Origin of the sequence: Mangrovibacter yixingensis (genome assembly GCF_020523985.1) — a bacterium.
Lineage (GTDB): Bacteria > Pseudomonadota > Gammaproteobacteria > Enterobacterales > Enterobacteriaceae > Mangrovibacter > Mangrovibacter yixingensis.
In genome coordinates, this window is the sequence record NZ_JAIVKM010000001.1 from 632,729 (window position 1) to 646,484 (window position 13,756).

Annotated in this window: 12 protein-coding genes; 10 read left to right on the plus strand and 2 right to left on the minus strand. The window is 48.9% G+C overall.

Annotation, left to right across the window (positions count from 1 at the left end; translation table 11 throughout):
- Positions 1-221 precede the first annotated feature (221 nt).
- The 5 genes from tssF to LC084_RS23275 are packed head-to-tail and all read left to right on the plus strand — an operon-like array spanning position 222 to position 5,417.
- On the plus strand, positions 222-1,976 hold the full coding sequence (gene tssF / locus LC084_RS02985; RefSeq protein ID WP_226569225.1) for a type VI secretion system baseplate subunit TssF: 1,755 nt from the start codon (positions 222-224) through the stop codon (positions 1,974-1,976).
- Positions 1,940-3,025 carry a type VI secretion system baseplate subunit TssG gene (gene tssG, locus LC084_RS02990; protein WP_226569227.1) on the plus strand — a complete coding sequence of 362 codons (1,086 nt, stop codon included), beginning with the start codon at positions 1,940-1,942 and terminating at the stop codon, positions 3,023-3,025. Before tssF ends, tssG begins: the two co-directional genes overlap by 37 nt.
- Positions 3,003-3,545 (plus strand): type VI secretion system lipoprotein TssJ, encoded by a 543-nt coding sequence (gene tssJ, locus LC084_RS02995; protein WP_226569228.1) that lies wholly within the window; start codon positions 3,003-3,005, stop codon positions 3,543-3,545. Before tssG ends, tssJ begins: the two co-directional genes overlap by 23 nt.
- Before the next feature lie 2 nt (positions 3,546-3,547).
- Positions 3,548-4,003, plus strand: coding sequence for a type VI secretion system baseplate subunit TssE (tssE, locus tag LC084_RS03000; RefSeq protein ID WP_226569230.1), 456 nt, complete (start codon positions 3,548-3,550; stop codon positions 4,001-4,003).
- A gap of 28 nt (positions 4,004-4,031) precedes the next feature.
- The gene (locus LC084_RS23275; protein ID WP_226569232.1) at positions 4,032-5,417 is read left to right on the plus strand and encodes a VasL domain-containing protein; all 1,386 of its coding nucleotides are present in this window, start codon (positions 4,032-4,034) and stop codon (positions 5,415-5,417) included.
- A gap of 114 nt (positions 5,418-5,531) precedes the next feature.
- Here the strand turns inward: LC084_RS23275 and LC084_RS03010 are convergent, their stop codons facing one another.
- On the minus strand, positions 5,532-6,818 hold the full coding sequence (locus LC084_RS03010) for a citrate synthase (protein WP_226569234.1): 1,287 nt from the start codon (positions 6,816-6,818) through the stop codon (positions 5,532-5,534).
- A 191-nt stretch (positions 6,819-7,009) separates the two neighbouring features.
- Positions 7,010-7,183: a hypothetical protein gene (locus LC084_RS23410; RefSeq protein ID WP_449826305.1), complete on the minus strand. Its 174-nt coding sequence runs from the start codon at positions 7,181-7,183 to the stop codon at positions 7,010-7,012.
- 272 nt (positions 7,184-7,455) lie between these two features.
- On the opposite strand from LC084_RS23410, the gene sdhC reads away from it, so the two are divergent.
- The 5 genes from sdhC to sucA all read left to right on the plus strand — a co-directional run bounded on the left by sdhC (position 7,456) and on the right by sucA (position 13,748).
- Complete coding sequence (gene sdhC / locus LC084_RS03015) at positions 7,456-7,860, plus strand: succinate dehydrogenase cytochrome b556 subunit (protein WP_226569236.1); 405 nt, start codon at positions 7,456-7,458, stop codon at positions 7,858-7,860.
- Complete coding sequence (gene sdhD / locus LC084_RS03020; protein WP_226569238.1) at positions 7,854-8,201, plus strand: succinate dehydrogenase membrane anchor subunit; 348 nt, start codon at positions 7,854-7,856, stop codon at positions 8,199-8,201. The genes sdhC and sdhD overlap by 7 nt, the downstream gene beginning before the upstream one ends.
- A complete protein-coding gene (gene sdhA / locus LC084_RS03025; RefSeq protein WP_226569239.1) occupies positions 8,201-9,967 on the plus strand; it encodes a succinate dehydrogenase flavoprotein subunit in 1,767 nt (588 codons plus the stop codon). The genes sdhD and sdhA overlap by 1 nt, the downstream gene beginning before the upstream one ends.
- A gap of 16 nt (positions 9,968-9,983) precedes the next feature.
- Positions 9,984-10,700 (plus strand): succinate dehydrogenase iron-sulfur subunit, encoded by a 717-nt coding sequence (locus LC084_RS03030; RefSeq protein WP_226569241.1) that lies wholly within the window; start codon positions 9,984-9,986, stop codon positions 10,698-10,700.
- Between the two features lie 240 nt (positions 10,701-10,940).
- The gene (sucA, locus tag LC084_RS03035) at positions 10,941-13,748 is read left to right on the plus strand and encodes a 2-oxoglutarate dehydrogenase E1 component (protein WP_226569243.1); all 2,808 of its coding nucleotides are present in this window, start codon (positions 10,941-10,943) and stop codon (positions 13,746-13,748) included.
- Positions 13,749-13,756 lie beyond the last annotated feature (8 nt).

Sequence of the window (13,756 nt, forward strand, 5' to 3'; positions counted from 1 at the left end):
TTATTCGCTCTCTCTTAAGTTACAGGGGGGTTAATGTCGCCTTTTGGTTTGTATTAATACACATAAAAATGAAAAGTGGCATTGCCTGCTATGATGTTTGGATAAATAGCTTTTATAAAAATATTAAAGGTGAAGGGCGGAGTAAGTGATTTATTTACATCCAAAGTTCTGACAAAGATATTTGGTATTAACTTTTAGTAATTATTTAAGTAGAAAATATTATGGATGATTTAACCCTGCGTTATTACGACGCTGAAATGCGTTACCTGCAAGAAGCGGGTGAAGAATTTGCCAAGGCTTACCCGGACCGGGCGGCCATGCTTAATCTTGATAAATCCGGCGCCCGTGATCCCTATGTCGAACGCTTGTTTGAAGGGTTCGCATTTTTAATGGGGCGGTTGCGGGAAAAACTGGATGATGACTTGCCCGAACTCACAGAAGGGCTGGTCAGCTTGTTGTGGCCCCATTACCTGCGCACGATTCCTTCGCTATCCATTGTTGAGTTTTCCCCAGACTGGCGCGAAATGAAGGAAAGGCACCAGATCCGTAAAGGTTTTGAAGTGCTTTCCCGGCCAATAGGCGAAAAGGCAACCCAGTGCTGCTACACCACTACCCGCGAACTTGGCCTGTACCCACTTTCGCTGGAAAAGGTCTCTTTGAAAACTAATCAGAATGGATGTTCAGTCATTAATTTCCGCTTCAGTTGCAGTAACCTTGCAGACTGGAGCCAGATTAACCTGAGTGAACTGCCGCTTTATTTTAATGCTGATGCCCCGCTGGCCTGTGCTATGCACGAAGCATTTACCATGAATGTGGACCGGATGCGGTTGCACTTATCAGATGGCAGTGAAATACGTGAATTTGACGGCTATTTTACGGCTCATGGTTTTGATGATGAGGATTGCCTGTGGTCAAAAGGCACCAGTAGTTTCAGCGGCTATCAGCTATTGCTTGAATATTTCACCTTCCGTGAGAAGTTTATGTTCAGTGGTTTGCGTGGTCTGGATTCCATCCAGTTCCCACCTGATTTGCAGTGGTTCGAAATTGAAGTTCTTCTGGCTCAGCGGTGGGAGCATGATTTCAGTTTTAGCGAAAAACATATACGCATGAACTGTGTACCCGTTATTAATTTGTTTCGGCTGGAGTCAGACCCGCTCAATATAAATTCTTTGCAAACGGAATACCTGTTAACGCCAATGCGGATTCAGGACGGGTACACAGAGATTTACGCGGTCGATGTGGTGACCTCATCCAGTTCACATTCCTATGTGCCATTCTCAAGCTTTCGTCATAAAGGCGGCATGATGTGCCATGAGGCACCTGAGTATTACTATCATACCCGGGTTCGCCGTGGCCCATCTGGTTTGCATAACACCTGGCTGATTCTGGGCGGGGAGGCATTTGATAACCATACTGTCCCAGATGATGAAAGCCTGTCTCTCACACTAACCGGGACGAATGGGCAACTGCCACGCCGGGCGTTGCAAAGCACAGTGCTGGATACAGTAATGAGAGCGACTGATGTCAGTGTCACTGTAACCAATCTGTGTGCTCCTACACTACCCGTTTACCCTCCAGAGCAAGACCGTTTTCACTGGCGTATCCTCAGCCATCTCGGCAGTAGCTTTTTGTCCATGATGGAGGACGCGGAGGTCTTGCGCGGCACATTGGCGCTTTACGAATGGACTGGCAGCGAGATGAATCGACGGCGGCTGGAAGCCATTATTCATGTTAAGCATTCTGAAACCGAACGTTTTGAACAAGGTTACCTGGTTCGTGGTGTGCAAATTGATGTAACGCTGGACAGCCATGGTTTCGCCGGAAGAGGTGACATATGCCTGTTTGGTGAGATGTTAAGTCGTTTTTTTGCCTTGTATACCGACATCTATCTGTTTAATCGCCTAATAATCACTCTGCAACCAACCGGAGAGCGCCTGGAATGGGAAGAGAAACACAGCCGTCGCATTCCAGGCTGAGCCCGCGTCTGGAAAAAGAACTGAACCGGATTAATTTCTATCGATTCTGTCAGCTACTGGAAAAAAAACGGCCAGGTAGCCCACCATTAGGTTCCACCAACCATCCGGTAGATGACCCGGTACGTTTTTGCCCTCATCCCGGTATGGGATTCCCGGTCAGTGAACTAAAACGTGTGGAGTATGATGAAGAAGTCAGTGCTAATCCTCCTGTTATTCGTACCACGTTTATGGGCCTGTATGGTGTTGATTCGCCATTGCCAACTGCGTATCTCGATGACATCACGCAAAAACGTGAAGGCCATGAGGCACTACAAGGCTTTTTGGATATATTCAACCACCGCATTCTCACTCAGTTTTACCGCATTTGGCGTAAATATTCTTATCCGGCGTCCTTTGAACCTGGCGGAACAGACAATATCTCGCAGTCATTATTAGGGTTAGTTGGCTTAGGTATACCTGGTATGGCGAAGCATATTGGCACGCCTGTATCGCGGTTTTTAGCGCTGTTAGGCATGTTGCGCCAACCAGGTAAAACCCAGGAAGGGATTCGGGCGTTGGTGGCACTGCTGGCACCTGAAACCAGAGCGAAAGTAAGCCCTTATTGCCTGCGCCCTGTAGAAATAAGCCATCCGCTGGGTTTTTGTAACGGCGACGATATTTTGTTGGATGGCAATATGCCGCTGGGTGATGAAGTTATGGATGCAAGTAGCCAGCTATTAATAACACTTAACACGGAAAATCCCCTGGAGGCCCAGAGTTGGAGGCCTGATGGCCAGTTGTATCAAGACTTCCTGGTTATGTTGCGTGTTTATCTCGGATGGCGCTTTAAGGCAAAAATTCAACTGACGGTTTGCACTGAAGCATTGGGGATGCCCCCTCTGGGCGATGCGCCATTGTGGCTGGGCATAAATGGCGTGCTGGGCGTTGAAGGGGATAACGTGCCTGGGGATATCCCGCCAACTTTTACCACTGAACTTGGCTATTACTATGGCCTGCAACCCGCAACACAACGAGAAGGAAACCGACGTGTCAGGTACCAATTTAAGTAGCAAATTTTTCTGGATAGTGCCGGTGTTGGCATTTAGCCTGGTTGGGTGTGGTTTAACACAAAGTGTGGCCGATGGGAGTAAATCTGTATTTAACGCAGTTTTTTACAAACAGATCAAAGTGCTGCACCTGGATTTTACGGCTCGCGAAGCACTTAACACCGATTCACGAGAGAACCACTCACTTTCGGAGCCTGTCGTTGTGCGGGTCTATCAACTCAAAGACAGCCAGGAATTTGAAAAGATAGTTTATGAACAATTGCTTCGTGATGGTGAAAACAGCCTTAAAGAGGACTTACTGGTAACCCGCGATGTGGTGGTTAAGCCCGGCGGTGATGCCATGTTAGATGTCCCTCTTGAAGCCGGAGCCAAATTTGTGGGTATTGCGGGGCTGTTTCGCAATCCAGATAAAACAGCTAACAATTGGAAACTCATCATTCAGCGTGAGTCCCTATCAGTAGATAAAGCACGCATAATCGAGTTGGGTACGAACAGTCTGCGGTTATTACCCGTTAAGGATTAGTAATGCAAAGGAAACATCGATCACCTTCTCTTTATGAGATTCTCAGCGGTAATTTTAACAGCGGTTTGGACTTGTTTCAGGTGAGTGAGGAAAACCAGGTTATTTTGTCTGTGCTGGACAACATGCAGCGAATCCTTAACTGCCGGGCAGGTACACTGGCGCACTTACCAGACTATGGATTACCTGACATGGCGGATATCCTTCAGGGAATGCCGGGGACGGCTCACCAGCTAATGCGCACTCTCTCCGCTGTTTTGCTTAAATATGAGCCTCGCCTGAAAAAGATTGCTGTAGTGATGCTGGCACAGGTGCAACCTGGTGAACTGCGTTATGCCATTGATGCTGAACTGAAAGATATTGGCCTGGTGCGCTATGGCACACAGTTTATGCCTGAAGGTAAGGTGCTGCTCAGGCACTTGAAACAACAGCAATTTATTACCAACTCGCCTGGTTTTTAAGTTTTTTCACCACTGACGGAACAGACTTGTGAATACCCGAAAACACCTTCGTACAGGCAGTGACCCACGCTCTCAGCCTGACTATATCGCTCTGCGCGATGAAATGATGAAACTCACTCACCCCGCCCGGCCCGATGTGAATTGGCACAATGCCGAAATACGCTGCCTTCGGTTATTTGAACATAACGGCGTAGAGCTACAAAGTGCGGCATGGTACACCCTTGCACGTATGCACATTGCTGGCGTAGCTGGCATGAATGAAGGGCTTGCTTTGATTAATGCATTAGCCGCTCACCAGTGGTCAGTGATGTGGCCTGTGAGTATTCATGTGCGTATGGAAATCATTACTGGCCTTAACCAGCGGCTACAGGCTGTTTTTCGCACCCAGAGCTACCGCGACCCGGATGACCTTGCTGAACTCTACCAGGCGCAACAAGCACTGGCTGAACTCAGCGAGACACTTGGTCGCCATGAACTTAAACAAACAAGCCAACTGGATGTACTGCAGCAACAGATAACACAGGTCATTATCCGGCTGGAGAATTTGCCGCCTGGCGCGCAATCTGCTCAGGGAATAGTGTTGCCTGCTCAGGCAGTCAGTTCGTTTGCTGAACCCTTGCGCCCGTCCCCGGAGCGTTTGGTTTACATTGTTCCCCATGAACCAACAGTGGGTGTTGATATACAGCCACACCCAGGGAAATTGAAGCATAGAAATGTAGGGATGTTTCTGGCTGGGGCTGGCACTGCGTTAATGTTGAGTGGCATCGCTGTCTGGGGATGGGATTACCTGAATACACAGCCCATGGCTCTGGCGCAACTGAAAGCTTCACTTACTCCATTGCCAGGGGCTGTACCAAAAGAACAGAGAGTGGCTTTGAGCCAGTACGTGGGAGCAAAACGCAAGGGTAGTGAAACACTGAAGGAACAAACCCGTGAACAACTCAACTGGTTGGCAACGTTGCCACCAGATTGGCAGCACCAATACTCCCGGCAGCTACTATCGCAGGCTACATTTTTGTTGCCATACAATACGGCTATGGAACAGATGACGCGAGACTGGCAACAACAGGCCGAAGCAAATGCTCTGACTTTGTCACAGCTAAACGGCTGGCAAGAAGGTATGGCAAAACTAGAACATCTTGCTGACAAGCTTAATACCCTGGATGAGAAGCGTGGCAAGTACATGACTGTCAGTGAGCTAAAGTCACAAGTTTTTGGCATTACAGAAGCTTTCCGCCAGCATCTTCCTGCTGAAGAACGGTTGCGCCAGTTGATACAGGCAGGTGATTCCGGCATCCAACATGGTGCTTTACAGTTGCAAACCGAACTGCACATCAGGCAACTTCTTTACCGCTATAACCTGATAAACATGCACCTGGAAAGCCCGGTTACCGGAACAAGTGGAAAACAATAACGGCGTGAGGTTGCAGTGGAAGTCAGTAACCTTAACAACCGGTTATACAAAAAATAAAGCCCCAGTTCAGGGGCTTTATTTTTGTTTCCACAACAGCAGGCAAAAAGGTTTGCCTTAGTGGGACGATAAATCCGACGTAAAGTCACGCTTGGCATAGCCGGTATACAACTGGCGAGGACGAGCAATTTTCAAGCCCTCTGCATGCATTTCGCTCCAGTGAGCAATCCAGCCTACAGTACGCGCCATTGCAAAGATAACAGTAAACATTGAAGACGGAATCCCCATCGCTTTGAGGATAATGCCCGAATAGAAGTCAACATTCGGGTACAGTTTACGTTCAATGAAGTATGGGTCGTTCAGTGCAATGTGTTCTAACTCCATTGCCACTTCCAGCAGGTCATCTTTCATGCCCAGCTCTTTGAGCACTTCATGGCAGGTTTCACGCATAACTGTTGCCCGAGGATCGTAGTTTTTATAAACACGATGCCCAAAGCCCATCAGGCGGAAAGAGTCATTTTTGTCTTTCGCACGGCGAACAAATTCTGGAATGTGCTCTTTCGCGCTAATCTCTTCGAGCATTTTCAGGCAGGCTTCGTTCGCACCACCGTGAGCAGGCCCCCAAAGTGATGCAATACCTGCAGCAATACAGGCGAAGGGGTTAGCACCAGAAGAGCCTGCAGTACGTACTGTTGACGTTGAGGCGTTCTGCTCGTGGTCTGCATGGAGAATCAGAATGCGGTCCATCGCGCGTTCCAACACCGGGTTAACTTCATAAGTTTCACACGGTGTGGCGAACATCATATGCAGGAAGTTACCAGCATAGGAGAGGTCATTACGTGGGTAAACGAAAGGCTGCCCGATGGAATACTTGTAACACATCGCCGCCACGGTTGGCATTTTGGACAGTAAGCGGAACGCCGCGATTTCACGGTGACGAGGAATATTGACGTCCAGTGAATCATGGTAAAACGCCGCCAGAGCACCGGTTACACCGCACATTACAGCCATGGGGTGAGAGTCACGACGAAAACCATGGAACAGGCGAGTAATCTGTTCATGGATCATGGTATGACGGGTAACTATTGTTTTAAACTCATCATATTGTTCCTGTGTAGGTTTTTCTCCGTACAACAGGATATAACAGACTTCCAGATAGTTGGAATTTGTTGCCAACTGATCGATGGGGAAACCGCGGTGCAGCAAAATACCTTCATCGCCATCAATAAAGGTTATTTTAGATTCACAGGATGCGGTTGAGGTGAATCCAGGGTCAAAAGTAAAAACCCCTTTTGAACCAAGGCTACGGATATCGATAACATCCTGGCCCAGGGTGCCTTGTAGCACGTCCAGCTCAGCGACAGAGCCCCCTTCGAGGGTTAGGTTTGCTTTTTTATCAGCCATTTACGGTCTCCTTAGCGCCTTATTGCGTAAGACTGCGGCTTTACCAGTTTGCTTTCATGGCCAGGTTGAAGTTTACCAGTTTGTTATATCAGCTCTCGTCTCTGTTTTTAGAGGATATGACCAGGGTACAGAGCGATGGGCGCTTGCAGGTAACCATTCAGACCGTGGTGAAACAACAGCAAATCAGGGTGTTAGCAGTCAGTATCATAAATCTTTATATCACTAATAACTGTCCTGACTACTGCGGTCAATACCGACACACTGTTACATAACTTATTCTCAGGTGAAAGAGTGACCCTATAACTTTTGCGAATTATACGGCGTTTTCGGTGATGGATGTAACAATAATGTTTAAATTTTGTCAAATCAGATAATTAAAATTTAAATAATTGTTGTTATCGTGATCCTGTTCACTGTTCCAGCCAAAAACACACAAACTATTTGTAGGTTAATTGTAATGATATTGTGAACATCCTATACTGCCGCCAGGTCTCCGGAACATACTGCTCCCGCGAGCCACCCAGCGTAGTACTCGTCATTTTAGCACCTGGAAGCAGTTGTTTTACATGACGCTGAGTTATAGAAAACCACGCTGTCTGACCGCCTGCAGACCGGAGGAAGGAATAATAAAAACAGCATGTGGGCGCTATTCATAATGAAAAATGTGAAAAAACAAAGACCTGTTAATCTGGATCTGGCTACGATCCGATTTCCCGTCACCGCAATTGCTTCCATCCTCCACCGCGTTTCCGGCGTGATCACCTTCGTGGCGGTCGGCATTCTGCTTTGGTTGCTGGGGCTATCCCTTTCTTCACCCGAAGGCTTCCTGGTTGCTTCATCAATTATGGACAGCTTTATCGTTAAATTCATCATGTGGGGCATTCTTACTGCACTGGCTTACCATGTTGTCGGTGGGATTCGTCATATGCTGATGGACTTTGGTTACCTGGAAGAAACCTTAGAGGCAGGGAAGCGTACTGCCAACATCGGTTTCGGTATTACTGTCGTGCTTTCTATTCTTGCAGGAGTTCTCGTATGGTAAGCAACGCCTCTGCGCTTGGTCGTAATGGTGTGCACGACTATATTTTGGTGCGTGCAACTGCGATTATCATGGCGCTCTATATCGTCTATATGGTTGGTTTCTTCGCAACCAGTGGTGAACTGACCTGGCAAATCTGGACGGGTTTCTTCGCTTCCGCTTTCACAAAAGTATTCACCTTGCTGGCACTTTTTTCTGTGCTCATCCATGCCTGGATTGGCATGTGGCAGGTGTTAACCGACTACGTTAAACCACTGGCTATTCGCCTTGTCCTGCAACTTGCCATTGTTGCAGCGCTGGTGGTTTACGTCATTTATGGGTTCGTTGTGGTGTGGGGTGTGTAATGAAATTGCCAGTCAGAGAGTTTGATGCAGTGGTTATTGGTGCAGGTGGCGCAGGTATGCGTGCTGCACTGCAAATTTCCCAGTCAGGGCAAACTTGTGCTCTGCTGTCCAAAGTATTTCCTACTCGCTCCCATACGGTATCTGCGCAAGGGGGCATTACGGTCGCATTAGGCAATTCCCATGAAGATAACTGGGAATGGCACATGTACGACACCGTGAAAGGTTCTGATTACATTGGTGACCAGGACGCAATTGAATATATGTGCAAAACCGGCCCTGAAGCGATTCTTGAGCTGGAGCATATGGGTTTACCTTTTTCTCGCCTTGATGATGGGCGTATTTATCAGCGTCCGTTCGGTGGCCAGTCTAAGAATTTTGGTGGTGAGCAGGCAGCACGTACTGCGGCAGCAGCAGACCGTACTGGCCACGCTTTGTTGCATACGCTGTATCAACAAAATTTGAAAAACCACACGACTATTTTTTCTGAATGGTATGCCCTGGATCTGGTGAAAAACCAGGATGGCTCCGTGGTGGGTTGTACCGCACTGTGTATTGAAACCGGCGAAGTTGTTTACTTTAAAGCCCGTGCCACAGTGCTGGCAACTGGCGGCGCAGGCCGTATCTACCAGTCCACTACCAATGCGCACATTAATACCGGCGATGGTGTCGGTATGGCAATGCGTGCAGGCGTACCTGTACAGGATATGGAAATGTGGCAGTTCCACCCAACCGGTATCGCCGGGGCAGGGGTTCTTGTCACTGAAGGTTGCCGTGGTGAAGGCGGTTACTTATTGAATAAACATGGCGAACGTTTCATGGAACGTTATGCGCCAAATGCCAAAGACCTTGCCGGTCGTGATGTGGTTGCCCGCTCAATCATGATTGAAATCCGTGAAGGTCGCGGTTGCGATGGCCCGTGGGGCCCGCATGCAAAACTCAAACTCGATCACTTAGGTAAAGATGTCCTTGAATCCCGCCTGCCTGGTATTCTTGAACTGTCACGTACCTTTGCACACGTCGACCCGGTAAAAGAACCTATCCCCGTTATTCCTACTTGCCACTACATGATGGGTGGAATCCCCACCAAAGTAACGGGCCAGGCGCTTACCGTGAATGAAAAAGGTGAGGATGTTGTTATTCCGGGCCTGTTTGCCGTTGGTGAGATTGCCTGTGTGTCTGTTCATGGTGCTAACCGTCTGGGTGGCAACTCGCTGCTGGACCTTGTGGTATTCGGCCGTGCGGCAGGTATGCATCTGCAGGAATCCATAAATGAACAGGGTGCGCTGCGTGATGCAAGTGAGTCTGATGTGGAAGCCTCCCTTGAGCGCATGAATCGCTGGAACAATAACCGCACAGGTGAAGACCCGGTGGTTATCCGCAAAGCATTACAAGAATGCATGCAGCACAATTTCTCCGTATTCCGCGAAGGTGATGCTATGGCGAAAGGCCTGGAAGACCTCAAAGGTATTCGTGAGCGCCTGCAAAATGCACGTCTTGATGATACGTCGAGTGAGTTTAATACCCAGCGAGTGGAATGCCTTGAGCTGGATAACCTCATGGAAACAGCGTTCGCCACCGCTATGTCGGCTAACTTCCGTACTGAAAGCCGTGGCGCACACAGCCGCTTCGATTTCCCTGAACGTGATGACGAGAACTGGTTGTGTCACTCCTTGTACTTGCCAGAAAGTGAATCCATGGTGCGCCGTAAGGTGAATATGGAACCTAAATTGCGCCCGGCGTTCCCGCCGAAGGTACGTACTTACTGATTGCGGAGACAAGGTGATGAAACTCGAATTTTCAGTCTATCGTTATAACCCAGATGTTGACGATGCCCCGCGCATGCAGGATTACACGCTGGAAGCGGACGAAGGGCGAGACATGATGTTGCTGGATGCGTTAATCCAGTTGAAAGAAAAAGATCCTACGCTTTCTTTCCGCCGCTCCTGCCGTGAAGGTGTGTGTGGTTCTGACGGCATGAATATGAATGGCAAAAATGGCCTGGCCTGTATCACTCCCATTTCAGCATTGCGTAACGGTAATCAAAAAATTGTGATCCGCCCGTTACCTGGGTTACCCGTTGTGCGTGATCTGGTTGTGGACATGGGGCAGTTCTATACTCAATATGAGAAGATTAAGCCTTACCTGTTGAATAATGGGAAAAATCCACCGGCGAGAGAGCATTTACAGTCACCAGAACAGCGAGAAAAACTCGATGGGCTGTACGAATGTATTTTATGTGCATGCTGTTCAACATCCTGCCCATCATTCTGGTGGAACCCGGATAAATTCATTGGGCCAGCGGGTTTGTTGGCTGCTTATCGTTTCCTGATAGACAGCCGTGATACAGAAACTGATGAACGCCTTGAAGGGTTGAGTGATGCTTTCAGTGTGTTCCGCTGTCACAGTATTATGAACTGTGTCAGTGTTTGCCCAAAAGGTTTGAACCCAACTCGCGCAATTGGCCATATTAAGTCGATGTTATTGAAACGTAGTGCATAATATGAAGGGCCGGGAAGTGGTTTCCCGGCCTTTCAGGAAATCTTTAAAAACTGCCGGTAGCACCTTGCACCGGGTGTCCTACTCAAAAGGTGCAATTGCGTGAAGACAGTTTTTAAAGGTTCCTTCGCGGGCTATTCAATTATAAAAGCTCGCTGAAAGTGAACCCTGGTACGTGCCCCATAAGGGTGTACGATGTAGTTATTACGGCGAAAGTAAGCCTGTAAGGCTTAAGGGATCACGATGCAGAACGGCGCAATGAAAGCCTGGCTGGACTCTTCTTACCTGTCTGGTTCCAACCAGACGTGGATAGAACAGCTCTATGAAGACTTCTTAACCGATCCTGACTCAGTGGACGCACACTGGCGCTCCATGTTCCAGCAGTTGCCAGGAACAGGGGTAAGACCGGATCAATTCCATTCCAAAACACGTGATTATTTTCGTCGTCTGGCGAAGGATGCCTCACGTTACACTTCCTCAATTACCGACCCTGACACTGATGCTAAGCAGGTAAAAGTCCTGCAGCTCATCAATGCCTACCGCTTTCGCGGTCATCAGCAGGCTAATCTTGACCCGCTTGGGCTCTGGCAACAAGAGTCGGTACCTGATCTCTCTCCAGCATTTCATCACCTGACGGAAGCTGATTTCCAGGAGAGCTTTAACGTGGGGTCTTTTGCTATTGGCAAAGACACCATGAAGCTGGGCGACTTAATCGCTGCACTGAAGCAAACCTATTGTGGTTCTATCGGTGCGGAATATATGCATATCACCAACACAGAAGAAAAACGCTGGATTCAGCACCGGATTGAATCTGTGGTTGGTCAGCCTTCCTTCTCCACAGAAGAGAAAAAGCGTTTCCTCAGTGAGCTGACAGCAGCTGAGGGCATGGAGCGTTATCTCGGTGCCAAATTCCCGGGGGCAAAACGCTTCTCGCTGGAAGGTGGCGATGCGCTAATCCCCATGCTTAAAGAACTGATTCGCCATGCAGGCAACAGTGGCACCCGCGAAGTGGTACTGGGCATGGCGCACCGTGGGCGTCTTAACGTGCTGGTCAACGTTCTGGGTAAAAAACCGCAGGATTTGTTTGACGAATTCTCCGGGAAGCATAAAGAGCACCTGGGAACGGGTGATGTGAAATATCACATGGGTTTTTCGTCAGACATTGAAACAGACGGTGGTTTGGTCCACCTGGCGCTGGCGTTTAACCCTTCTCATCTGGAAATCGTCAGCCCGGTTGTTATCGGTTCAGTGCGTGCGCGCCTTGACCGCCTGGACGAACCTGGGAGCAACAAAGTTCTGCCTATCACTATTCATGGTGATGCCGCTGTTGCAGGCCAGGGTGTGGTTCAGGAAACCCTGAACATGTCTAAAGCCCGTGGTTATGACGTAGGTGGTACAGTTCGTATCGTTATTAATAACCAAATTGGTTTCACCACGTCGAACCCACTGGATGCTCGCTCCACACCTTATTGTACGGATATCGGGAAAATGGTGCAGGCACCTATTTTCCACGTGAATGCGGATGACCCGGAAGCAGTGGCATTTGTGACCCGTCTTGCGCTGGATTACCGCAATACTTTCCAGCGTGATGTATTTGTTGACCTGGTGTGTTACCGCCGCCATGGGCATAACGAGGCTGATGAACCCAGTGCAACTCAGCCGCTTATGTACCAGAAAATCAAAAAACACCCAACTCCGCGCAAGCTCTATGCTGACAAACTGGAACAGAACCAGATTGCCACTCTCGAAGATGCTACAGAGCTCGTGAACCTCTACCGCGATGCCCTGGATGCTGGTGAGTGTGTGGTGCAAGAGTGGCGTCCGATGAATATGCATTCATTCACCTGGTCTCCTTACCTGAACCACGATTGGGACGAAAGCTACCCGAACAAAGTTGATATGAAGCGTTTGCAGGAACTGGCAAAACGCATCAGTACTGTTCCGGATGCTGTAGAAATGCAGTCCCGCGTAGCGAAGATTTACGGTGATCGTCAGGAAATGGCGGCGGGTAACAAACCGCTCGACTGGGGGGCTGCAGAAAACCTGGCCTATGCCACGATGGTTGACGAAGGCATTCCGGTGCGTATTTCTGGCGAAGATGCTGGTCGTGGCACGTTCTTCCATCGCCATGCAGTCATCCACAATCAGACAAACGGTTCGACTTACACGCCACTGTGCCATGTACATAATGCACAAGGGACTTTCCGTGTATGGGATTCCGTTTTATCGGAAGAAGCCGTACTGGCTTTCGAATATGGTTACGCAACAGCAGAGCCTCGTACCCTCACTATTTGGGAAGCACAATTTGGTGACTTTGCTAATGGTGCTCAGGTAGTCATTGACCAGTTCATCAGTTCTGGTGAACAGAAATGGGGCCGGATGTGTGGTTTGGTAATGTTGTTGCCTCATGGCTATGAAGGGCAGGGGCCAGAACACTCTTCTGCTCGCCTGGAGCGTTATCTGCAACTGTGCGCTGAGCAAAATATGCAAGTGTGTGTACCGTCCACACCAGCACAGGTTTACCATATGCTGCGCCGTCAGGCATTGCGTGGCATGCGCCGGCCGCTGATAGTGATGTCACCCAAATCATTGCTACGCCATCCACTGGCTATTTCCAGCCTGGATGAACTGGCAAACGGAACTTTCCAGCCAGCTATTGGTGAAATTGATGATATCGATCCACAGGCCGTGAAGCGTGTGGTGATGTGTTCCGGCAAGGTGTACTACGATTTGTTGGAACAACGTCGTAAAAATGATCAACACAATGTGGCGATTATTCGTATTGAGCAGTTGTATCCCTTCCCGATCCAAACGGTGCAGGAAGTGCTTAAACGGTTCGCCCATGTACATGACTTTGTCTGGTGTCAGGAAGAGCCACTGAACCAGGGCGCATGGTATTGCAGCCAGCACCACTTGCGCGAAGTGATACCTTTTGGCTCCGCACTGCGTTACGCAGGGCGTCCGGCGTCGGCATCACCTGCCGTCGGGTATATGTCCGTTCACCTTAAACAGCAGCAAGATCTGGTTAATGACGCGCTGAATGTCGAATAGTTAAAGGA

Bases quoted from the DNA above. Each gene is read 5' to 3' on its own strand.
- LC084_RS03010 (WP_226569234.1), bottom strand. From the start codon at position 6,818: ATGGCTGATAAAAAAGCAAACCTAACCCTCGAAGGGGGCTCTGTCGCT.
- LC084_RS03030 (WP_226569241.1), top strand. From the start codon at position 9,984: ATGAAACTCGAATTTTCAGTCTATCGTTATAACCCAGATGTTGACGAT.
- sdhA (WP_226569239.1), top strand. From the start codon at position 8,201: ATGAAATTGCCAGTCAGAGAGTTTGATGCAGTGGTTATTGGTGCAGGT.
- tssE (WP_226569230.1), top strand. From the start codon at position 3,548: ATGCAAAGGAAACATCGATCACCTTCTCTTTATGAGATTCTCAGCGGT.
- tssF (WP_226569225.1), top strand. From the start codon at position 222: ATGGATGATTTAACCCTGCGTTATTACGACGCTGAAATGCGTTACCTG.
- sucA (WP_226569243.1), top strand. From the start codon at position 10,941: ATGCAGAACGGCGCAATGAAAGCCTGGCTGGACTCTTCTTACCTGTCT.
- sdhD (WP_226569238.1), top strand. From the start codon at position 7,854: ATGGTAAGCAACGCCTCTGCGCTTGGTCGTAATGGTGTGCACGACTAT.
- sdhC (WP_226569236.1), top strand. From the start codon at position 7,456: ATGTGGGCGCTATTCATAATGAAAAATGTGAAAAAACAAAGACCTGTT.
- tssG (WP_226569227.1), top strand. From the start codon at position 1,940: ATGGGAAGAGAAACACAGCCGTCGCATTCCAGGCTGAGCCCGCGTCTG.